Origin of the sequence: Streptomyces sp. NPDC046977, from assembly GCF_040644455.1 — a bacterium.
Taxonomy (GTDB): Bacteria; Actinomycetota; Actinomycetes; order Streptomycetales; family Streptomycetaceae; genus Actinacidiphila.
In genome coordinates, this window is sequence record NZ_JBEYWO010000004.1 from 76,670 (window position 1) to 98,164 (window position 21,495).

General features: G+C 71.5%; 20 protein-coding genes. 11 read left to right on the plus strand and 9 right to left on the minus strand.

All coding sequences use genetic code 11. From position 1 onward, the window contains the following. The first annotated feature begins 168 nt into the window (after positions 1 to 168). Positions 169 to 1,395, plus strand: a complete 1,227-nt coding sequence (locus ABZ883_RS07740) for an MFS transporter (RefSeq protein WP_360903197.1) — start codon at positions 169 to 171, stop codon at positions 1,393 to 1,395. Between the two features lie 69 nt (positions 1,396 to 1,464). Beyond that, positions 1,465 to 2,472, plus strand: a complete 1,008-nt coding sequence (locus tag ABZ883_RS07745) for an aldo/keto reductase (RefSeq protein ID WP_360903200.1) — start codon at positions 1,465 to 1,467, stop codon at positions 2,470 to 2,472. 81 nt (positions 2,473 to 2,553) lie between these two features. Here the strand turns inward: ABZ883_RS07745 and ABZ883_RS07750 are convergent, their stop codons facing one another. The 4 genes from ABZ883_RS07750 to ABZ883_RS07765 form a co-directional block, all read right to left on the minus strand. Then, entirely contained in the window at positions 2,554 to 2,973 is a 420-nt protein-coding gene (locus ABZ883_RS07750) for an SRPBCC family protein (protein ID WP_360903203.1), read from the minus strand. Between the two features lie 71 nt (positions 2,974 to 3,044). Next, positions 3,045 to 4,064 (minus strand): aldo/keto reductase, encoded by a 1,020-nt coding sequence (locus tag ABZ883_RS07755; RefSeq protein WP_360903205.1) that lies wholly within the window; start codon positions 4,062 to 4,064, stop codon positions 3,045 to 3,047. A 174-nt stretch (positions 4,065 to 4,238) separates the two neighbouring features. Then, on the minus strand, positions 4,239 to 4,703 hold the full coding sequence (locus tag ABZ883_RS07760) for a MarR family transcriptional regulator (RefSeq protein WP_360903208.1): 465 nt from the start codon (positions 4,701 to 4,703) through the stop codon (positions 4,239 to 4,241). A gap of 85 nt (positions 4,704 to 4,788) precedes the next feature. Next, on the minus strand, positions 4,789 to 5,382 hold the full coding sequence (locus ABZ883_RS07765; RefSeq protein ID WP_360903211.1) for an ester cyclase: 594 nt from the start codon (positions 5,380 to 5,382) through the stop codon (positions 4,789 to 4,791). Between the two features lie 118 nt (positions 5,383 to 5,500). Here ABZ883_RS07765 and ABZ883_RS07770 point away from each other — a divergent pair, with 118 nt between their 5' ends. Both ABZ883_RS07770 and ABZ883_RS07775 read left to right on the plus strand, forming a co-directional pair. Continuing rightward, positions 5,501 to 6,124 carry a TetR family transcriptional regulator gene (locus ABZ883_RS07770; RefSeq protein ID WP_360903214.1) on the plus strand — a complete coding sequence of 208 codons (624 nt, stop codon included), beginning with the start codon at positions 5,501 to 5,503 and terminating at the stop codon, positions 6,122 to 6,124. Between the two features lie 184 nt (positions 6,125 to 6,308). Continuing rightward, entirely contained in the window at positions 6,309 to 7,409 is a 1,101-nt protein-coding gene (locus ABZ883_RS07775) for an NADH:flavin oxidoreductase/NADH oxidase (RefSeq protein WP_360903217.1), read from the plus strand. Positions 7,410 to 7,749: 340 nt separating this feature from the next. On the opposite strand, the gene ABZ883_RS07780 is transcribed toward ABZ883_RS07775, so the two are convergent. Continuing rightward, positions 7,750 to 7,947 carry a hypothetical protein gene (locus ABZ883_RS07780; protein ID WP_360903220.1) on the minus strand — a complete coding sequence of 66 codons (198 nt, stop codon included), beginning with the start codon at positions 7,945 to 7,947 and terminating at the stop codon, positions 7,750 to 7,752. A gap of 128 nt (positions 7,948 to 8,075) precedes the next feature. On the opposite strand from ABZ883_RS07780, the gene ABZ883_RS07785 reads away from it, so the two are divergent. The 6 genes from ABZ883_RS07785 to ABZ883_RS07810 all read left to right on the plus strand — a co-directional run bounded on the left by ABZ883_RS07785 (position 8,076) and on the right by ABZ883_RS07810 (position 15,854). Beyond that, the gene (locus ABZ883_RS07785) at positions 8,076 to 9,371 is read left to right on the plus strand and encodes an extracellular solute-binding protein (protein WP_360903223.1); all 1,296 of its coding nucleotides are present in this window, start codon (positions 8,076 to 8,078) and stop codon (positions 9,369 to 9,371) included. Beyond that, complete coding sequence (locus tag ABZ883_RS07790; RefSeq protein WP_360903226.1) at positions 9,368 to 10,270, plus strand: sugar ABC transporter permease; 903 nt, start codon at positions 9,368 to 9,370, stop codon at positions 10,268 to 10,270. The genes ABZ883_RS07785 and ABZ883_RS07790 overlap by 4 nt, the downstream gene beginning before the upstream one ends. Before the next feature lie 53 nt (positions 10,271 to 10,323). Further along, positions 10,324 to 11,088 (plus strand): carbohydrate ABC transporter permease, encoded by a 765-nt coding sequence (locus ABZ883_RS07795; protein WP_360904035.1) that lies wholly within the window; start codon positions 10,324 to 10,326, stop codon positions 11,086 to 11,088. A gap of 176 nt (positions 11,089 to 11,264) precedes the next feature. Continuing rightward, positions 11,265 to 13,544 carry an alpha-xylosidase gene (gene yicI / locus ABZ883_RS07800; RefSeq protein ID WP_360903229.1) on the plus strand — a complete coding sequence of 760 codons (2,280 nt, stop codon included), beginning with the start codon at positions 11,265 to 11,267 and terminating at the stop codon, positions 13,542 to 13,544. A 65-nt stretch (positions 13,545 to 13,609) separates the two neighbouring features. Further along, positions 13,610 to 14,620, plus strand: a complete 1,011-nt coding sequence (locus tag ABZ883_RS07805) for a LacI family DNA-binding transcriptional regulator (protein ID WP_360903232.1) — start codon at positions 13,610 to 13,612, stop codon at positions 14,618 to 14,620. Between the two features lie 493 nt (positions 14,621 to 15,113). Continuing rightward, a complete protein-coding gene (locus ABZ883_RS07810) occupies positions 15,114 to 15,854 on the plus strand; it encodes a class I SAM-dependent methyltransferase (RefSeq protein ID WP_360903235.1) in 741 nt (246 codons plus the stop codon). 35 nt (positions 15,855 to 15,889) lie between these two features. Here ABZ883_RS07810 and ABZ883_RS07815 read toward each other — a convergent pair whose 3' ends face one another. Continuing rightward, complete coding sequence (locus ABZ883_RS07815) at positions 15,890 to 16,573, minus strand: histone-like nucleoid-structuring protein Lsr2 (protein ID WP_360903238.1); 684 nt, start codon at positions 16,571 to 16,573, stop codon at positions 15,890 to 15,892. A 239-nt stretch (positions 16,574 to 16,812) separates the two neighbouring features. Here ABZ883_RS07815 and ABZ883_RS07820 point away from each other — a divergent pair, with 239 nt between their 5' ends. After that, positions 16,813 to 17,847: an alpha/beta hydrolase gene (locus ABZ883_RS07820; RefSeq protein ID WP_360903241.1), complete on the plus strand. Its 1,035-nt coding sequence runs from the start codon at positions 16,813 to 16,815 to the stop codon at positions 17,845 to 17,847. Between the two features lie 42 nt (positions 17,848 to 17,889). On the opposite strand, the gene ABZ883_RS07825 is transcribed toward ABZ883_RS07820, so the two are convergent. Genes ABZ883_RS07825 through ABZ883_RS07835 form a run of 3 tightly spaced genes read right to left on the minus strand, consistent with a single transcriptional unit; the run spans position 17,890 to position 21,436 of the window. Continuing rightward, positions 17,890 to 20,232: an ABC transporter permease gene (locus ABZ883_RS07825; RefSeq protein WP_360903244.1), complete on the minus strand. Its 2,343-nt coding sequence runs from the start codon at positions 20,230 to 20,232 to the stop codon at positions 17,890 to 17,892. Continuing rightward, positions 20,229 to 20,915, minus strand: coding sequence for an ABC transporter ATP-binding protein (locus ABZ883_RS07830; protein WP_360903247.1), 687 nt, complete (start codon positions 20,913 to 20,915; stop codon positions 20,229 to 20,231). The genes ABZ883_RS07825 and ABZ883_RS07830 overlap by 4 nt, the downstream gene beginning before the upstream one ends. Next, complete coding sequence (locus ABZ883_RS07835) at positions 20,912 to 21,436, minus strand: PadR family transcriptional regulator (protein WP_360903250.1); 525 nt, start codon at positions 21,434 to 21,436, stop codon at positions 20,912 to 20,914. Before ABZ883_RS07835 ends, ABZ883_RS07830 begins: the two co-directional genes overlap by 4 nt. Between the last annotated feature and the right edge of the window lie 59 nt (positions 21,437 to 21,495).

Genomic DNA, 21,495 nt, shown 5'->3' on the forward strand with positions numbered 1-21,495 from the left:
TATTTGCAAACGCCGTATATGTAGGATCGTGGGCAGGGTGCGTGCGCCGCATGTGCGCGTACGGGGCGGTTGCGCCGCTACGGATGGGCCGCGCTTGACGTTATGCGGCGCGTGCAAATATTGTGGACGCACGCTAGGCGCCATCGCAATCTTTGAGAGGTCCCCACCATGCCCATCGCGCTCCTGGCCCTCGCCATCGGGGCCTTCGGGATCGGAACCACCGAATTCGTGATCATGGGCCTGCTGCCGCAGGTCGCCTCCGACTTCGGCGTGTCCGTTCCCACCGCCGGCCTCCTGGTGACTGGCTACGGCCTCGGGGTCATGCTCGGCGCGCCGATCATGACGCTGCTGGGCACCAAGATGTCGCGCAAGAACATGCTCATGCTGCTCATGGCGCTGTTCGTCGCCGGCAACCTGGTGTCCGCTTTCGCCCCGGTCTTCGGCGTCATGCTGGCCGGCCGCATCCTGGCCTCCTTCACCCACGGGGCCTTCTTCGGCATCGGCTCGGTGGTCGCCGCCGAACTGGTCGCGCCGGAGAAGAAGGCCCGCGCCATCGCGCTGATGTTCACCGGGCTGACCGTGGCGAACGTCGTCGGCGTGCCGCTGGGAACGTTCATCGGCCAGAGCGCCGGGTGGCGGGTGACCTTCGTGCTCGTCGCGGCCCTCGGCGTCCTCGGCCTGGCCGGCGTCGCCAAACTCGTCCCCGACCTGCCCAAGCCCGAAGGCGTGAGCCTGCGGCACGAACTGGGCGCCTTCCGCAATGTGCAGGTCGTGCTGGCCATGGCCATGACCGTGCTGGGCTTCGGTGGCGTCTTCGCGGCCATCACCTACATCGCGCCGATGATGACCGACGTGGCCGGCTACGCGGACTCGTCGATCACCTGGCTGCTCGTCCTGTTCGGCGCCGGCATGGTCGTCGGCAATCTGATCGGCGGCAGGTACGCCGACCGGGCCCTGATGCCGATGCTCTTCTCGGCGCTCGGCTCCCTGGCCGCCGTGCTCGCCCTGTTCACCCTCACCGCGCACAGTCGGCCCGCCGCCGCCGTGACGGTCTTCCTGATCGGCGCCCTGGGCTTCGCCACCGTACCGCCGCTCCAAAAGCGGGTCCTCGACCAGGCGTCCGGGGCGCCGACCCTCGCGTCGGCCGTGAACATCGGCGCCTTCAACCTCGGCAACGCCCTGTCCGCGTGGCTGGGCGGCATCGTCATCGCCGCGGGACTCGGCTACACCGCGCCCAACCTGGTCGGCGCGGCGCTCACCGGCTCCGCCCTGGTCCTGGCCGTGGTCTCCGCGAGCCTCGACCGGCGCCGCGGCGGACACGGCCGGGCCGGCCGCGGCAGGGTCGTCGCCGATTCCCGGGGCCACGAGCGGCCCTCGCTCGCCGGCCGCCACTGACCCGTCCCACCGCGGCCGCGGCACCCGCGCCACCGCACCCCACCCCCACCGCATCCCGGAAGGACCCCCATGAACGTCGCCCGTATCCTCCCCGACCGGATCGGCTTCGGTACCGCCCCGCTGGGCAACATGTTCCGGGCCATCCCCGAGGACGAGGCCGCCGCCACCGTCCAGGCGGCCTGGGACCAGGGCATCCGCTACTACGACACCGCGCCGCTGTACGGGGCCGGCCTGGCCGAGATCCGGCTCGGCGACGCCCTCGCCGGAAAGCCCCGCGACGAGTACGTGCTGAGCACCAAGGTCGGCCGCATCATTCTCGACGAGGTCGAACCGGCGGCCCGTGAACTGGGCGAGAAGGGCAACCTCTTCGAGCACGGCCGCCCCAACACCATCGTCAACGACTACACCGCCGACGCCACGCTGCGCTCCGTCGAGGAGAGCCTCAAGCGCCTGCGCACCGACCGCGTCGACATCGTGTGGGTCCATGACATCGCGCAGGACTTCTACGGCGACGCGTGGCTGGAGATGTTCGAACAGGCCCGCACCGGCGCCTTCCGCGCCCTGTCCCGGCTGCGGGAGGAGGGCGTGATCAAGGCCTGGGGCATCGGCGTCAACCGCGTCGAGCCGCTGGAGACCACCCTCGACCTCGACGAACCGCGCCCGGACGCCTTCCTGCTGGCCGGCCGCTACACCCTGCTCGACCACGAGCGGGCCCTGCAGCGGCTGATGCCCGCCGCCGCGGCCGCCGGTGTCGGCATCGTGGTCGGCGGCCCGTACAGCTCCGGCGTCCTGGCCGGCGGCCGGCACTTCGAGTACGCGGAGGCCTCCCCGGAGATCCTCGCCAAGGTCGGGCGGATCAGGGACCTGGCCGACCGGCACGGCATCGGCATAAAGGCCGCGGCGCTGCAGTTCGCGCTCGCCAATCCGGCGACCGCCGCGGTCATCCCGGGCGCCACCAAGCCGGGCCGTATCGCCGAGGACCTCGCCGCCCTCCGTGAGCCGGTCCCCGCCGCCTTCTGGCAGGACCTGCGGGCGCAGGGCCTGGTGGCGCAGGACGCGCCGCTGCCCGCCGCCTGACCGGCGGCGTACGGCGGGGCGGGCACCGGCGGGCACACACCGCCGGTGCCCGTCCCGCTTCAGGGTGGTCCGTGGGCCGGGTCAGCCCTGGAGTGCCTCGAGGAGGGCGTCCACGCCGTCGCGGTAGACCCCGGTGAAAAGGGCGACCACGTCGTCGTCGGCGACCCCCTGCGGGACGAAGCGGCCGGACCACTGGACCTCGGCCGCGTCCTTCTCGCCGGGGACCGCGTGCACCCGCAGCGTGGCCAGGTACCCAGTGGCGGGGAACGGGGTCTCCACGAAGGTGTAGGCGTAGGTCCGCTGCTGTTCGTCGAAGGACAGCATGCGTTCCACGACGACCTCGCCGTCGGCGGTGCGGAGGCGGCGGACCCGCCCGCCCTCCATGAGGACGGTCTCGGTGATGGAGGGGTTCCACTCGGACAGCGAGCCGAAGCCGCCGATCAGTTGCCACACGCGCTCGGGGGACGCGGGGACGACCTGGCTCACCGAAGTCGAGGCCATGGGGGTTCTCCTGGTGTCGTCGGCTGGGTGCACCGGTGCACGGGGACGGGACGTCCGGCGGGGCGGGCGGTTCAGGCGCCGCCGGGCAGGGGCGCGAAGGGGCTGACGAGCGCCGCCTCGCGCAGGTCGTGCCAGAACGCGGCCGGGATCTCCTCCCGGGCCGCCGCGATGTCCTCGGCGATGCGGCTCGGCCGGGTCGCCCCGGGCACGACGGCGCACGCGACCGGATGGGCAAGCGGGAACTGCAGCGCGGCCGCCTTGATCCCCACGCCGTGCCGGTCGGCGATCTCCTTGATCCGCCGGACCTTCTCGCGCACTTCGGCGGAGGCGGGCCGGTACTCGAAGTGGTCGCCGCCGGCCAGCACTCCTGAGCTGTAGGGTCCGCCGACGACCATGCCGAGGCCCTGTTCCCGGGCGGCGGGCAGCAGTCGCTGCAGGGCGCGCTCGTGGTCCAGGAGCGTGTAACGGCCCGCGAGCAGGAAGCCGTCGGGCTGCGGTTCCTGCAAGTCCAAGGCGAGCTCGATGGGTTCGACACGATTGGTGCCGATGCCCCACGCCTTGATGACACCGTCGTCGCGGAGGCGGGTGAGCACCCGGAAGGCGCCGGTGCGCGCCTCGTCGAACTTCTCCAGCCACGCGTCGCCGTGGAAGTCCTGGGCGATGTCGTGCACCCACACGATGTCGATGCGGTCGGTGCCCAGCCGCTTGAGGCTGTCGTCGAGCGAGCGCTCGGTGGCGCCCGCGGTGTACTCGGTCACCATCGTCTTGGGCCGGCCGTGCTCGAACAGGCCGCCCTTGTCGCCCAGTTCGTGCTCGCGGGCGCTGGGGTCGCCCATCTCGTCGAACACGACCCGTCCGACCTTGGTGGACAGTACGTAGGTGTCCGAGGACTGCCGGGACAGCAGTTCACCGAGGCGCAGTTCGGCCAGGCCCGCTCCGTAGAACGGCGCTGTGTCGTAGTAGCGGATGCCCTGGTCCCAGGCCGCACGGAGGGTCGCCCGTGCCTCCTCGTCCGGTACGGCGCGGAACATGTTGCCCAGTGGGGCGGTGCCCAGGCCGATGCGGTCGGGAAGGATCGAGGCAAGCCTCATGACGTGTCCCTTCGGCGATGTCCGGACATTCCAGCCTGACACGACTGAACAAACGACCGCAAAAGGGACGGCAAAAGGGACTTAGTGCCTGGTAGTGCCGTGAACGTCGGCGCTTCTCACGGTGAGTTGAGGCCGGTCGCGCAACGCGACCGGCCTCCGCGTGCTGCCCGGGGCTCAGGCGGAGGCCGGGAGGCGCAACTCCTCGACCGTCCTGACCAGCGGGGCCAGGCCGGGATTCTTCGCGGCCTCGTCCAGCGCGTCGCGCAGCGCGGCGTCGTTGGTCGGCCGGGCCTCGGCCAGCAGCGCCAGGCCGGGCCCGGTGACGTCGGTGTAGATCCCGCGGCGGTCGGTGACGCACAGGTAGCGGCTGAGCAGCCCCCGGTCCTCCAGGCGGGTCACCAGGCGGGTCGTCGCGCTCTGGCTGAGCACCACGGCCTCGGCCACCTGCTTCATCTGCAGGTGGCCGCCCGGTCCGTCGTGCTGGCGGCTGAGGACCTCCAGCAGGGAGTACTCGCGCACGCTCAGCTCGTGTCCCGTCTGCAGGGCGCGCTCGATGTGCGCCTCGATCCTGCCGTGCAGGGCCGAGAGGGCGTACCAGCTCTGCGAGAGTGCGGTCAGGGCCGGATCCGTCGCGGTCATCGCGGCCTCCCAGTCGTCTACGTCTGCAATAGTCAACGTCTGCAACTATTGTGAACGTCGTCTTGCCGCGGCGCAAGCATCCTGGTCAGCCCCGGCCGCCGGCGGCGCCCGCGGTGTCCGCGGTGTCCAGGGCGCGTGCCGCCTTCTCGGCCGCCGCCGTGACCTCCGCGGCGGCGCGCGCGGCACGCCCGGAGATCTTCCACCCCGCGACCCGCAGCGCGACGGCCGGCGAGGGCGGGAAGACGCCGAGCTGGCCGAGCATCGTCAGGTCGTCGCGCAGGGCCTCGTGGCGGACCACCTTGCCGTCGCGGATGTCGAGCAGGTGCACCTGCTCGAAGTCGACCTCCCGGCCGGTGGGCGGGACGGCCTGGTCGAGCGCGCCGTCCTTGAAGCGGACGAACGGGCCCGTGTGCCTGCCCTGCATGCGCAGCCGCACCCAGACCTGGTGGTCGTTGGCCGCGACCCCGAGGATCGGGAAGCGCAGGCCGTCGAAGGCGGACCGCAGCCACACGCCCGAGGCCAGGGTCCCGGCGGGGCCCGGGATCGCGCAGGCCGCGGGGGCGACCGCGGCCTCGCGGTTGTGGTTGTCCGCGCCGACGACCTCGGCGGCCAGGGCGGCGTCGCCCGTCTCGAGTATCCGGAAGAGCCCGTGTGCCAGTTCCACGGCGTCCATCGCCATTGTCGTGTGCCTTTCGCCCGCGTCGGTCGGTTCGGTGGCGCGGGTGATCGTGGGCCGCGCATATTGAGGTTACTGAGCACCCAATGAATAGGTCAAAGCGGGTCTCATTTTGACTAGGATGATCCCCGTGACCCAGAAGCGCGCATACGTCTCACCGCTCCGCGAGCAGGCCGCGGCACGCACCCGCGAACTGATTCTCGACCGGGCCGCCGCGCTCTTCGCCGAGCGCGGCTACGCGCGCGTGACCGTCGCGGACATCGCCGCGGCGGCCGGTGTGGCGGCGAAGACGGTGTTCGCCAGCGTGGGCAGCAAGGGCGACATCCTGGACCGGATCGTCGACACCGCCGTTGTGGAGTCCGGGTACGGGGACGCCGTCGCGCGCGTGCTCGCGCTGCGCACCCCGGCCGAGGCACTGCGCGCCGTCGCGCACGGCACGCGGGCCGGCAACGAGAGCCAGTTCCGGGTCCACGAGGCCATCCACAAGGCGCTGCCGGTGCACGAGAACGGCGAGGCGCTGTGGGAGCGGGCCACCGCCGCGTACCGCGAGGCGCTGCGCACCGTCGCCGTCCATCTGCACGGGCTCGACGAGCCGCCGCGCCACTGCGCTGTCGAGGAGACGGCCGACCTTCTGTGGTTCTGGTTCGGGCCCACTGGCTGGCGCACCCTCGTCGTCGAGAACGGCTGGCCGTGGGAGCGGGCCGAGGACATGCTGCACCGCACGGCCGTCGCGACCCTCTACTGACCGCTCGCCGCGGCCGCCGGCGGCTGGGGCGGGTTGGTTGTGCGTGCAATTATCATGCGCTTGCATTTATAGGCGCGTGCAATTATTGTCTCTGCTTGTAAGGCGCTGTTGCACTGATATGGCGGCCTGGACGCCCGCGCCGAATGCCCCAGGCCCCCCGACGCCATCAGAGGAGACACCCCGCGTGACCACCCTGTTCGAGCCGTACACCCTCAGGTCGCTGACCATCCCCAACCGCATCTGGATGGCGGCCATGTGTCAGTACAGCGCCGCACCGGACGGCCCCGAGGCCGGCATGCCGAACGACTGGCACTTCGCCCATCTGTCGGCCCGCGCGGCGGGCGGCACCGGCCTGATCATCACGGAGGCCACCGCTGTCGCCGCCGAGGGGCGGATCAGCCCCTACGACCTCGGCATCTGGAACGACACGCAGGTCGCGGCGTTCCGCCGCATCACGGACTTCCTGAAGTCCCAGGGCACCGTCCCCGGCATCCAGCTCGCCCACGCGGGCCGCAAGGCGTCGACCGAGCGCACCTGGGTCGACCGGGGCGCGCCGATCCCGCCCGGCGAGGGGCACGGCTGGACGCCCGTGGGCCCGAGCCCCGTTCCCTTCGCCGGGAGCTCGACCACCCCGGCGGAGCTGACGACCGATGAGATCTCCGACATCGTCCGGCAGTTCGCCGACGGGGCCCGCAGGGCGCTGGCGGCCGGCTTCCAGGTCGCCGAGATCCACGGAGCCCACGGCTATCTGATCCACCAGTTCCTCTCGCCCTACAGCAACCGGCGCGCCGACGCCTACGGCGGCTCGTTCGAGGGCCGCACGCGCTTCGCCCTGGAGGTCGTCGACGCGGTCCGGTCCGTGTGGCCCGAGGAACTGCCGGTCTTCTTCCGGACCTCCGCGACCGACTGGCTCGCCGAGAACGCGGACGACGACCGCGAGGGCTGGACCGGCGAGGACACCGTCCGCTTCGCCAAGGAACTGCACGCCCGCGGCGTGGACCTGCTGGACGTCTCCACGGGCGGCAACGTGCCGGACGCCAGGATCGAGGCCGCCCCCGACTACCAGGTGCCCTACGCCGAGCAGGTGCGCACGGCGACCGGCATGCCGGTCGCCGCCGTCGGCCTGATCACCGATCCCGAGCAGGCGCAGGCCATCGTCGCCTCGGGCCGCGCGGACGCCGTGCTCCTCGGCCGTGAGCTGCTGCGCGACCCGTACTGGGCCCGCCACGCGGCGCGACAGCTCGGCGGCGAGGTCGCCACGCCCGTGCAGTACCACCGGGCGTAGGACCGGGCCCGACACGTGAGGGGCGGAGCGCTTGGCGCGCTCCGCCCCTCACACGTGCCGCCCCGGGCACCGCCCGCCGTATGCCGTTGTGGGCATGGCCCGGCCCCCGTCAGTCGTTCCGGGGCGGACCGCGTCCGGCTCGCCCGGGGGTGGTCCCGACCGACCGTCGGCACGCATTCCTCGGTGCCCGCCCGCCGCGTGGGGGCCGGGAGATCGCCGACTCGACATGACGCCCGTCCCGGCCGCTTGTCGGTGAGGCCGCGGCCGAGCCCGTGGACCTCACGCGGCACTGCCGGAGGGTCCCCTCGTTCGGCTTCGCCGCCTGACCCCAACTGCCCTGTCAGGAAATCGCGTTGGGCTGGTCGGCGGCCTCGCCGACCCGCTCGGAGGTGCGCCCACGCCCGCGGGCCGCGCCGCGCGGCAAGCGCTTCGCCGCCGCGGCGGGGTACGTCCCACGGGGTTCCGCAGCGGCGGCCTCGATGCCGGCAAGGCCCTTCACCTGCTTCCGGCTGCCCGCCGGCAAGCGCTGGTCGTTCATTTGTTAACACCATTGACATATGACCCGCCCCCTCATACGGTCCTGCGTCGAAGCGCTTCGACGCGTCGCATCGAATCCATTCGATGAGGCGTCTCTCCGTTCGTACAGCCCAGGTGGAGGTCACTTCAATGTTGAAGGTGCGCAGACCGGCAGCTCTCGCGGCAGCTGCCCTGGCGGGCGTCCTGCTCATCACGTCGTGCGGCAGTTCCGGCGGCAGTGAGGAAGGCGACGGCAAGACCCTCAAGCTCTGGCACTACGAGGCCCCGAACAGCGCGATGGGCGTCGCCTGGGACCAGGCGATAGCGGAGTTCAAGAAGTCGCACCCCGGAGTCAAGGTGGAGTTCGAGGCCAAGGGCTTCGAGCAGGTCCAGAAGACCGCCTCGATGGTGCTCAACTCCAGCAACGCCCCTGACCTCATGGAGTACAACAAGGGCAACGCCACCGCCGGCCTGCTGGCCAAGCAGGGCCTGCTCACCGACCTCACCCCGGAGGTCACCAAGCACGGCTGGGACAAGCTGCTCAGCCCCAGCGTGACCACCACCAGCCGCTACGACGCCAAGGGCGTCATGGGCTCCGGGAACTGGTACGGCGTTCCCAACTTCGGCGAGTACACGATGGTGTACTACAACAAGGACCTGTTCCAGAAGAACGGCGTCCAGGTCCCCACCACGTTCGAGCAGTTCGAGCAGGCACTGGCCGCCTTCAAGGCCAAGGGCATCACCCCGCTCGCCAACGGAGGCGCGGAGTACCCGGCCCACCAGTACCTGTACCAGCTGGCGCTGACCAAGGCCGACCGCAGCTGGGTCGACGCTTTCGAGCTCTACAAGGGCAAGACCGACTTCCACGACGCCGCTTGGACGTACGCCGCCAACACCCTCTCGGACTGGGTGAAGAAGGGCTACATCGCCAAGACGAGCAGCGGCGCCAAGGCCGAGGACGCCGGTGTCTCCTTCATCAGCGGCAAGTCCCCGATCTTCTTCTCCGGCAGCTGGTGGTACGGCCGCTTCCGTGACGAGAACAAGTTCCAGTGGGGCTCGTTCCTCTTCCCCGGCTCCAAGCTCACCCTCGGCTCCGGCGGCAACCTCTGGGTCGTCCCGAAGAACGCCAAGAACAAGCAGCTGGCCTACGACTTCATCGACATCACGATGAAGAAGGGGATCCAGAACACCCTCGGCAACAACGGCGGCGTGCCCGTCGCCGCCGAGCCCACCGCGATCACCGACCCCAGCTCCAAGGAACTGATCGAGAACTTCAACAAGGTCTCGTCCCAGGACGGTCTGGCCTTCTACCCGGACTGGCCGGTCCCCGGCTTCTACGACGTCCTGGTCACCGAGACGCAGAAGCTGATCACCGGCAGCGCGAGCCCCAACGACGTGCTCGACGACCTCCAGAAGGCCTATGACGCGGGTGCGCCCACGTCATGAGTGCCCGACCGCTCCGGCTGCGCAACCCGTACGCGCTCTACCTGATCCCCGGTGTCATCGCCTTCCTGGCGGTCATCGTCGTGCCGTTCGTGATGAACATCTGGTTCAGCTTCACGCACTGGCAGGGCGTCGGCTCCCCGCAGTGGGCAGGCCTGGACAACTACCGGGAACTGATGAAGGACGAGCGCTTCTGGGAGTCCTTCCGGCACAGCCTCGCCATGGTCGTGGCGATGGCGGTGATCCCGACCGCCGTCGGACTCGTCGTCGCCGCGGCCCTGTTCGACTTCATCGGCAAGCACTTCGGATCGAAGCTGGCCAGCGTGCTGCGTGCCTGCTTCTACCTGCCCCAGGTCCTGCCCATCACCGTCGCCGGCATCGTCTGGAGCTGGATCCTCGCTCCCGAGAACGGCTCCCTCAACGAGGTGCTGAAGGCGGTCGGCCTGGGCTCGCTCCAGCAGGACTGGCTGGGCGACCCGAAGTTCGCGCTGTGGAGCGTGATGGCCGTGATGGTGTGGGTGCAGCTGGGCTTCCCCGTCGTGATCTTCATGGCGGGGCTCCAGCGGGCCGATCCGGCGCTGTACGAGGCGGCCGAGCTGGACGGGACGAACTGGTGGCAGCGTTTCTGGCACGTGACGCTGCCCCAGATCCGCCCCGAGATCTATGTGGTGATGCTCTGGTGCACCATTGCCGCGCTCAAGGTCTTCGGCGCCGTGTACGTCCTCACCAAGGGCGGACCGGCCGACGCGACCATCGTCCCGTCGTACTTCTCGTTCGCCACGTTCTTCGAGAAGACCGACGTCGGCTACGGCTCGACGATCGCGACGGTGCTCACCCTGCTCATCCTGGCGCTGACCATGGTCGGCCTGCGCTTCCAGACCCGCGCGGAGGACGCCCAGTGACCGCGGCAAAGCGCTACCCCGTACTGGTGGCGATCATCCTCGGCGCGATCTTCATGGTGCTGCCGCTCCTGATCGTGCTCAACAACGCGCTGAAGTCGCCCGCCGACTACTCCGCGCACGGCCCGCTCGCCCTGCCCCACGGCCTGCACTTCGACGCCATCTCCGACTTCTGGACGCGGGTCGACTTCGGGCAGATGCTGCTGAACTCGGTGCTGATCTCCGGCCTGGTGGCGGTGTTCGGCGTGATCCTCTCGGTGCTCAACGCGTACGCGATCGGCATCGGCCGGATCAAGGGACGCGCGTGGATCCTCGGCTTCTTCGTGCTGGCCAACGTGCTGCCGCAGGAGGCCCTGGTCTACCCGCTCTACTACCTGTCGAAGCAGGTCGGGCTGTACGACACCCGGGTCAGCCTGATCATCGTCTTCAGCGTCATCCAGGCGGCGTTCGGCACCTATCTGCTCTCCTCGGTGCTGGGGGCCTTCCCCAAGGAGGTCATCGAGGCCGCCCGGATCGACGGCGCGAACAGCTGGCAAGTCCTGTGGCGGATGGTGGTCCCGATGAGCCGGCCCACCCTCGGCGTCCTGATGGTGTTCTTCTTCATCTGGACCTGGAACGAGTTCCTGCTGCCCCTGGTCATGCTGCCGTCGAACGACAACCAGACCGTCTCGGTCGCGCTCGGCGTCCTCCAGGGCCAGCGGCTGATGGACGCGACGATGACCAACGCGGCCGGCCTGCTCGGCGCGCTGCCCGCCATCGTCTTCTTCCTGGTCTTCCAGCGGACCCTGACCCGCGGCATCGCCGTGGGCGCGGTGAAGTGACCCGGCCGCCGGCCGGTCCCGCCACCACCGCCCGCCCGCGGGGCGGCTGACCGCCCCGCGGGCCCCGCCCCGCCGCTCTGCCTCCCGCCCCGCCTCCCCGGGCCGGAGGCAGAGCCCCCCATGCTTCCCACACGTACCGAGAACGCCGGTGGGCACCCACCGGGAAAGGCATCGCCATGAAGTTCACCGACGGGTACTGGCTGCTGCGCGAAGGCGTCACGGCGGCGTATCCGGCAGAGGTCCTCGATGCCGTCCCCGGAAACGGCACGCTGCGGATCTACGCACCGACCCAGCACATCCGGCACCGCGGCGACACGCTCAAGGGCCCGGTCGTCACCGTCGACTGCACCGCGCCGATGCCCGGCGTGATCGGCGTGCGCATCACGCACTTCGAGGGCGGTGTCGAGACCGGCCCGCACTTCGCACTGCACGAGCAGCCGCACGAGCCCGTCGTGACCGTCGACGACAAGGAGGCCGTTCTCACCTCCGGCGAGCTGAGCGTGCGCTTCGCCCGCGACGGCGAGTGGCGGATGGAGTTCCGCGACGCCGACGGCCGCACGATCACCAGCAGCGACGTCAAGGCGATGGCGCTGATGGGCACCGCCGACGGCGGCCACCACGTCCGCGAGCAGCTGCGCCTGGGCGTCGGCACCTCCGTCTACGGTCTCGGCGAGCGCTTCGGGCCGCTGGTCAAGAACGGCCAGACCGTGGACATCTGGAACGCCGACGGCGGCACCAGCAGCGAGCAGAGCTACAAGAACGTCCCGTTCTACCTGACCGACGCCGGGTACGGCGTCTTCGTCGACGACCCCGGCAAGGTCTCGTTCGAGGTCGCCTCGGAGCAGGTCTCGCGCGTCCAGTTCAGCGCCGAGCGCCAGCAGTTGCAGTACTACGTCATCCACGGCCCCTCGCCGAAGGAGATCCTGCGCAAGTACACCGCGCTCACCGGTCGGCCGGCCCTGCCGCCCGCCTGGTCCTTCGGCCTGTGGCTGACCACCTCGTTCACCACCTCCTACGACGAGCAGACCGTCACCGGATTCGTCGAGGGCATGGCCGAGCGCGACCTGCCGCTGTCGGCCTTCCACTTCGACTGCTTCTGGATGCGCGAGTACAACTGGTGCGACTTCGAGTGGGACCCGCGGGTCTTCCCCGACCCCGAGGGGATGCTGCGCCGGCTCAAGGAGCGCGACCTGCACATCTGCGTGTGGATCAATCCCTACATCGCGCAGCGCTCCCCGCTGTTCGCGGAGGGCAGGGACGCCGGCTACCTGCTCAGGCGCCCCGACGGCAGCGTCTGGCAGTGGGACCTGTGGCAGCCCGGCATGGCCCTGGTCGACTTCACCAACCCCGACGCCTGCGCCTGGTACGCCGCCAAGCTCGAAGCGCTCCTGGAGATGGGAGTGGACTGCTTCAAGACCGACTTCGGCGAGCGCGTGCCCACCGACGTCGCGTACTTCGACGGCTCCGACCCCGAGCGCATGCACAACTACTACACCCAGCTCTACAACAAGACTGTCTTCGACGTGCTGCGCAAGCACCGCGGCGAGGGCGAGGCCGTGGTCTTCGCCCGCTCGGCCACGGCCGGCGGCCAGCAGTTCCCGGTGCACTGGGGCGGCGACTGCGAGTCCACGTACGAGTCGATGGCCGAATCGCTGCGCGGCGGCCTCTCCCTCGGCCTGTCCGGCTTCGGCTACTGGAGCCACGACATCGGCGGCTTCGAGGGCCTGCCCGACGCCGGGCTGTTCAAGCGCTGGACCGCCTTCGGCATGCTCTCCTCGCACAGCCGGCTGCACGGCTCCTCGTCCTACCGCGTGCCGTGGCTGTTCGACGAGGAGGCCGTCGACGTCCTGCGGCACTTCACCAAGCTCAAGCTGAGCCTGATGCCCTACCTCTACGGTGCCGCCCACCAGGCGCACACCGAGGGCGTCCCGGTGATGCGGGCCATGGTGCTGGAGTTCCCCGACGACCCGGGCTGCGCGCCGCTGGACCGCCAGTACATGCTCGGCGGCGACCTGCTGGTGGCGCCGGTGTTCTCGGAGGACGGGGAGGTGTCGTACTACGTGCCCGAGGGCACCTGGACGCACTTCACCACCGGCGAGCAGGTCACCGGCCCGCGGTGGGTGCGCGAGACCCACGACTACCTCAGCGTGCCGCTGCTGGCCCGGCCCGGCTCCGCCATCGCCGTCGGCGCGGTCGACGACCGCCCCGACTACGTGTGGGCGGACGACGTGACCGTCCGGGTCTTCGAGCCCGCCGACGGCTCGCGGACCACCGTCCGGGTCCCCGGTCAGGACGGCCCGGCCGCGGCCGAGATCACCATCGTGCGCGACGGCGCCACCCTGCGGGCGGAGACCTCCGACGCCCGCTGGGCGTGGGGCGTCGAGGTCGCGGGCGGGCCGGCCGCGCGCGCGGCCGCGGGCACGACGGTGCTCACGCTGGAGCTGCCGGGATCCTGAACCGCGGTTCGCGGCGGTGAGCGGCGGGAGGCGGGGGAGGCAGGGCAAGGGGACGAGGGAGTCGCATGGTCAAGATCACCGATGTCGCACGGCACGCGAACGTGTCGCCGAGCACGGTCAGCTACGCGCTGAGCGGCAAGCGGCCGATCTCGCCCGAGACCCGCGAGCGCATCGAGAACAGCATCCGTGAACTGGGCTACCGGCCGCACGCCGGTGCCCGGTCGCTGGCCAGCAGCAGGTCACGGGTGCTGGGTCTCGTCCTGCCGCTGCGCAAGGGCATCCACGTGCCCGTGGTGATGCAGTTCGCGACCTCCGTGCTCACCGCCGCCCGCGAGCACGACCACGATGTCCTTCTCCTCACCCAGAGCGAGGGTGAGGAGGGGATCATCCGGGTGGCCGAGAGCGCCATGGCGGACGCGTTCATCATCATGGACGTCGAACTGGAGGACCGCAGGCTCCCGTTGCTGCGGACCATGGACCGCCCGTCGGTGCTCATCGGCTTCCCGTCCGACCCTGCCGGACTCACCTGCGTCGACCTGGACTTCACCGGGGCCGGTGAGGCCTGCGTGGAACACCTGGCCGCGCTGGGGCATCGCACGGTGGCGCTGGTCGGCTCGCCCCCCGAGGTCTACGTCCGCGGCACCGGCTTCGCCCGCCGGGTCGCGGCCGGCTTCACGGCCGCCGCGGACCGGCTTGGCCTGCGCTCCTGCGTGCACCCGTGCCCGGAGACACCGGCCGCGGCCCGGGCGATGGCTGAGCAACTGCTCCGGGAACAGCCGTCGTTGACAGGCGTTGTGGTCCACAACGAACCCATCACCCAGCCGCTCATCGACGCCTTCACCGCCATGGGACTGCGGGTGCCCGAGGACATCTCCGTCTCCGCGATCTGCCCCGACGAGATCGCCGAGCAGACCCCGCTGCCCATCACGTCCGTCTCCCTCCCGACGGCGGAGATCGGCACGCGCGCCGTGAGCCTGCTCATCGCCAAGCTCACGGGCGAGGAGGTCCCGGAGACCACGGTCCTCCCGGCCCACCTCACCCCCCGGGCCACCACGGCGCCGCCACCCGCCGGGTAGTCCGGCCACAGGCCGGCATCCTGGTGTGCCAGGTCTGCGGTCGTGACGGACCATGACCCGCCGGCCGGCCCGGACGAGGTGCCCCGGGCCCGGTTGCGGCACTCCTACGGCACGGCCGACGACGTTCCCGGACACCCGCGGGCCATGACCCAGGTCGTCGCCCGGCCGCCGGAGAGGTCCGGGCCCATGACGTACCTGAGCGGCTCCTACGGCGGCCTCGCGGCGACGGCCCTGGCGGAGCCACCCGAGGCCGCGACGCTCCGGACGGTCGACGCCATGCCGGCCGGCCCGGCCACGGCAGCAGCGCGTCGTGCGCTTCGTCGCCGACCCGGACGATTCTCCCTGGCCGCTCGGGGTCGAGGACGACACGCGTCGGTGGAAGATCCCGACCAGGCAGGCCGACCTACGCGTGTACGGGGGACGGCCCAGGCCGACGCCCGGCCGGGGCTCGCCTCGTGTTGACCGCCCCAGCAGGAAGTGCTGGAGTCGCCGCGTGGACAGCATTCCCGCCAACCGGCGGCTCTGGAACCGGATCAGCAGCGACTACCAGCACCAGCACGACCCGCACATCGGCGCCGCACCCCGGCTGTGGGGCATGTACTCCATCCCCGACGCGCACCTGCACGCCCTCGGCGACGTCACCGGCAAGCGCGTCCTCGAACTCGGGTGCGGCGCCGGCCAGTGGTCCAGGGCGCTCGCCGCCGAGGGTGCCGCCGTGGTCGGGATCGACCTGTCCGAAGCCCAACTCGCGGCGGCGGCCGACGCGATGGGAGCGGCCCGCTACCCGCTGGTGCAAGGCGCCGCCGAACGCCTCCCCTTCGCCGCCGACAGCTTCGACCTGGTGTTCTGCGACTTCGGCGGGCTCAGCTGGGCGCCCCCGCAGCTGGCCGTCCCGGAGGCCGCACGCGTCCTGGGCCGAGGCGGGCGCCTGGTGTTCAACGTGGCCAGCCCATGGTTCGAGGCGTGCTACGACGAAGCCGCCGGCCGCGTGACCACGACGCTGCAGCAGGACTACTTCGGGCTCAACACCATCGCCGAGGGCGATGGCGCGACCAGCTATCAGCTCACCTACGGCGACTGGGTGAGGGTCCTGCGCGGCGCGGGTCTCGTCATCGACGACCTCATCGAGCCGCGGCCCGATCCCGGAACTCCCAACGGCTACAACGAGACCGACCCACCCGACTGGGCACACCGCTGGCCGGCCGAACTGCTCTGGGTCACCCACAAACCGTAGGCCCCGCCGCGCCGGTCAGGCCCGGCTGGGCCGTCTCACCTCCGTGACGCCTCGTAGGCCTCGCGGAAGGCAGTGGGGACACGGCCGCGATCGCTCACCTCGTAGCCGTTGGCGCGGGCCCAGAGGCGCACCGGCTCGTCCTCGGGACGGGGTTCGAGCGCACGGGCTCTGGCAAGCCCGCCAGGGCCTCTCCATTCTCCCGTGGAGACCCCTTCGAGCCGGTCGGCCGCATCGTGGAAGAAGGCGGACAACGAGGCGTACTCGCTTTCCCGGGGCAATTCCGCCTCGCTCCAGGTGCCGATGGTTCCGTCGACCGTGTCCAGGAACGTTCCGTAGTGACCGTCCGTCTCCGCGGCGATGGGTACCCACTCACGGCGCCACAGCTGGTCGTCGGGATCCTCGGACGGACAGGCGTCCGCCAGGCCCGTCCGGCTCTGGTAGACCCACTCAATGTCCTTGAGGCCGAGCAGGAGATGGCCGTCGGGGAAGACCGCGTCGCACGCATCGAAGGCGTTCGCCAGAAGCCACTGCCGCATGTCGCTTGGCAGCTTCAGACCCATGCGCCCTTCGGCCCGGTTGATGGCCGCCTCGCTCCCGGGACCGCCCAGGGCGGCGAAACCGGCGGGATCGTGCCGCCGCAGCCACGCCGTCACCCGGCCCCACGCCTCGCGTACCTCTGCCGTCCCCTGCGTCGGGGGCGACGTCCGTTGCTCGTCCATGGTGCGACCGTACGCGGGCCCACTGACAAGCCGGGGCCCCGGCAGCCCGGACCCGGTCCGCCGGGCCGTCCTCCCGATGGCGCAGTCCCGCGTGCTGTGCTCATGATGGTGCGACAGGGACTCCGCTCAGCCGTGCCCGCGAGCGCACGCTGCCCATGGGGGGCGACCAGGGCACACAGGCCGCCACGTCCGCGTGCACCGGCGGCTCCCGCAGACGTATCACGTCAGGCAGGTGAGTCATGGACATCTCCGCAGGCAGGGCCGGCAGGCTCGTGGCGCTCGTGGCAGCGCTGGCGGTCGTCCTGCTGGTCTCCTTCAGTGCGGGCGCCGGAGCCAGGGGCGACAGCCGCGGGCGGGGCACGGCGGCGGAGCAGTCCCCGTCGCCGTCGCCGCGGTCCTTCCCGCAGGGGCGGCCGCCTGCGGGTTTCACGTCCCAGTACGCGGAGGTGAACGGCTTCCGCATGCACTACCTGCGGGGCGGCAAGGGCTCGCCGGTCGTCCTGATCCACGGCTTCCCGCAGTCGTGGGCCGAGTGGCGGGACCAGATGGGCCCCCTGGCCAAGAACCACACGGTGATCGCGGTCGACCTGCGGGGCGCCGGCAACTCCGAGGTCACCGAGGGCGGTTACGCGAAGGCGCAGATGGCCCGGGACGTGCACGAGCTGCTGAAGCAGCTGAAGCTGAACAACGGCGTGCAGGTCGTCGGGCACGACGTCGGCCTGTGGGTCGCCTATGCCTACGCGGCCCAGTGGCCGCGGGAGGTGCGCCGGCTGGCCGTGATGGAAGCGCCCGTCCCGGACGACAGCCTCTACAGCTTCCCCGCGCTGAACGCCAACCCGAAGGTCCCGTCGGTGTGGCACTTCGGCCTGTTCCAACTGCCCCTCGCCGAGCACCTGATCGCCGGTCACGAGCGCGTCTTCGTCGAGGGCTTCGTCGGGGAGTTCCTGCAGAACACGTCCGCGTTCACGCCGTCCGACTACGACTTCTACGCCCACTACCTGAAGGAACCGGGCCGTACGGTGGCCTGGATGAAGATGTACCGCGAGCTGCGCGGGGACGTCGAGCAGAACAAGAAGTTCCTGGCCCAGGGCAAGCTGAGGATGCCGGTCCTGGCGGTGGGCGGCCAGTCGTCGCTGGGCGGCGCGATCGCCGACCAGTGGCGCACCTACGCGGTGAACGTCGAGGGCCGGGTCGTCAAGGGCTCCGGCCACTGGGTGACCGAGGAGCAGCCCCAGGACGTGACGAACCTGCTGCAGTCCTTCCTGCAGAAGTAGTCCCGGCCGGGCCGCCCGCGAGGGGGCGGCCCGGCCGCCGGGCTACTCCGTGCGCAGTCCGTCCGGCCGCATCATCCGCACCAGCGCCGGCAGGCTGAGCGCGGTGACCAGCAGGACGACGCCCGCCGCGATGCCGGCCATCGAGGCGACGCCCGGCCAGTCGACGCCGACCGCCGCGTCGACCATGCGGAGCAGGACCGCGCCCAGGCCGATGCCCACCGCGGAGGCCAGCGCGAGGCCGAGGCCGACGGGCAGGGCCGTCTGCCACAGGACGGACAGACTCAGCGTGCTGCGCCGGGTGCCGAACGCGATGAGCGTGGACAACAGCCTGCGGCGTTCGCGCAGTTGCTCCAGCTGGGAGACGAGCAGACTGGCACCGATCAGCAGCAGCACGCACGTCGCGCCGACCAGCAGGCCGGTGCGGATGGTGGAGAAGCGCCGGTTCTGCTCGGTGGCGGCGAAGGCCGCCGGGAACGCCAAGGGGTTGATCCGGGCTGCGGCGTTGCGCAGCAGGTCCCGGGCATCGGGCACGGCAGGGTCGAGGGAGACGTACACCTTGCCGGTGAGCGCCGCCTTGGCCGCAGCGGGGAAGGCGCCCGGGGTGACGAGCACACCGCCGCGCTTGTATCCCGAGGGGTCGCTGCGCAGGGACGCCGCCTTCAGGGTGCGCGGCAGCCGCCAGGGGACGCGCAGTGCGGCGGCGTCCTCGCCGTAGCCGGGGTCCACGTACACGGTCCTGCCGGGGCGGGCGAGTACGGCGGTGTCCTGGTCGTACTCCCGGTTCCCGATCACGAAGGTGTCCCCGTCCCGGCAGGAGGGCAGCGTGGCGACCTCGCGCAGCGCGGCGCAGCCGCCGACGGTGAGTTCGACGTAGCGCTGCGCTGCGGTGGCCCGTTCGCCGAGTACGCCCTCGGAGAGCCCGGTCGCACCCCGTACGCCCGGGGTGGACTCCAGGGTGCGTGTCGCGTCGGCCACGGGAACGGCCGCGGGCAGGGCGACCGCCATCTGGGCGCGCGTCAGGTCGTTGCCGGTGTGCCGGGTGTAGTCGGCCTGGACGCCCGCGAACAGCATCTGCAACGCGATGGCGCCCGCGACCGCCACCGCGATGCCGTTGACCGTGCGTGCCGCGGTGCCGCTGCTCAACTGGAGTCTGCGCACCGCGAGCTGCCAGGACGGGGAGCCGGCGCCCAGGCGGGAGACGACGGCCTCCACGATCCAGGGCAGCAGGGCCGTGACCCCGACCAGCAGCAGCACGGTGCCGCCGATGACCATGGCCTGGTTGAAGTCACCGTTGTTCCGGCCCTGGCCCGTCATGGGGGCGAGCAGGCCGAGACCGCCCAGCGGCATCAGCAGCCGCCACCACAGCCGGCGCCGCGGCGGCTTGGCGGTGCGGACGACACCCAGGGGTTCCACCACGACGCCGCGCAGGGCCGACAGCGTCACCACGACCGCGGCCACGGGAACCGCGACCACCACCAGGCCGGCGAGCGCGGGTACGGGATCGAGGTCGCCGGGAAAGACGTCGACGCCGAAGACCGTGAACCGGTCGGCCACCGAGCGGCCGAGCGCGAACAGCGCGCCGCCGACGGCGAGTCCGCCCGTCGCCCCGGCCAGCGCCTCGCCCGCGGCGACCCGCCGCGTCATGTGCGCGTCGGCGCCGACCAGGCGCAGGGCGGCGAGCCGGCGGTCGCGCCGCTCCCCGCCGAAGCGCACGGCGGACGCGATGAACACCCCGACCGGCACCAGCAGGACCACGGAGACGATCAGCACGAGGAGCACCAGCACCGGGTCGGGTCCGAGACCGGGGTCGCGGGAACCGAAGGCGTGGATGCGCTCGACCCGGCCGAGGGCCGCGCCGGGGCGCAGCCCCGACACGCCCGCGTAATAGGCGAGCTCGCCCGGCCCGACCAGTCCGTCCTCGCCGATGGTCCCGCTGACGCGGTACGGCAGCCGCTCCCCCAGCAGGGCACCGCCGGGCGAGTGCAGCAGCCGGCGCAGCGCGGGGGAGACCAGCATCGTGCCGCGGCCGGGCAGTCGGTCCACACCCGGCGGCAGGGGCGCGCGCGGCCCCTCGGGCTGGACGAGCCTGCCCCGGATGTCCTCGCCGCGCCAACTGGTGTCGGTGACGGCGATCAGCATGGTGTCGGCGGCCGGGTCGCGGGCGAGCGAACGGGACGTCATGTCGTTGCGGGCGCGCTCGCGGTCGTGGCGGTGGGCCAGCGCGTTGGGCACGGCGGAGGTGAGCAGCAGCAGGGTCACCCCGAGACCCACCCCGACGGCGGTGAGCGCGGTGCGGGCCCAGCCCTCGCGTCCGCCGGTCACGGCGAACCGCATCCCCATCACCAGGTCGCGGACCAGGCCCCGCAGACGGCCCGCGCCGGTCATACGGCACGCTCCGTGGCGCGGGCCCGGCCGTCGCGCACGACGACCTCGCGGTCGGACCAGGCGGCGACCCGCGCCTCATGGGTGACCAGCACGACCGCGGCCCCCGTGTCGCGGGCGGCCCCGGTGAGCGCCTCCATCACGCGTTCGCCGTTGAGGGAGTCCAGGGCGCCGGTCGGCTCGTCGGCGAACAGCACGCGCGGGGTGGTGACCAACGCGCGGGCGACCGCCACGCGTTGTCCCTGTCCGCCGGATATCGCGCCGGGCCGACGGCTTGCCACGTCGTCGACCTCCAGCCGGCGCAGCCATTCCACGGCCGTGCGCGCCGCCTCCTTGCGCGGGGTGCCGCCCAGACGGAGGGGCAGTGCCACGTTCTCGGCGCAGGTCAGTTCGGGCACCAACTGCCCGAACTGGAAGACGAAGCCGAAGTCTGCCCTGCGCAGCGCGCTGCGCGCGGTGTCGTTCATCGCGGACACCTCGCGCCCGTCGTACGTGATCGTGCCGGAGTCCGGCGGCACGATGCCGGCGAGGCAGTGCAGCAGCGTGGACTTGCCGGAGCCGGAGGGGCCGAGCACCGCGACGACCTCGCCGGCGCGCAGGGCGAAGTCGGCCCCGGCGAGGGCCGGCGTGCTGCCGTAGCTCTTGTGCAGGTCCGTTGCGGTGAGCAGGGGTTGAGGGGTCGTCACGCGCGGACCTCCTGGGCGAGCCGGTCCAGGCGGGCGGCGGTCAGTTCCAGCCAGCGCAGGTCGGCCTCCAGGTGGAACAGGGCGTGGTCGCAGATGAGCTGGTCGGCGAGGTCCCCGGTGCGTTTGCGTTCGGTGAGCGTCCGCATGAGCCGCAGGTGCTCGGAGCGCTGCACGTCGAGCACGCCCGCGGCGTCGCGTTCGGTGAGCAGCGCGAGGACGACCTTGGTGTAGAGCGTCGACTGCAGGTAGGGCTCGGGCTTCTCGGGAGTCCCCAGCCAGCGCCGGACGTCGGTGACCCCGGCGTCGGTGATGGCGTACCGCTTGCGCTCGGGGCCCTCGCCGGGCTCTATGGCGTCCACTTCGACCAGGCCGTTCCTGAGCAGCCGTGACATCGTCGAGTACACCTGCCCGTAGTGCAACGGGCGGTCGTGGCCGAAGCGTTCGTCGAAGGCGCGCTTGAGGTCGTAGCCGTGGCGCGGGCCGGATTCGAGGAGCCCGAGGAGGGCGTGACCGATGGACATGGCCGTCACTGTACATACGAGGTATACACCTCGTGTAGACAGGGCTGTCCCGGCCCTCG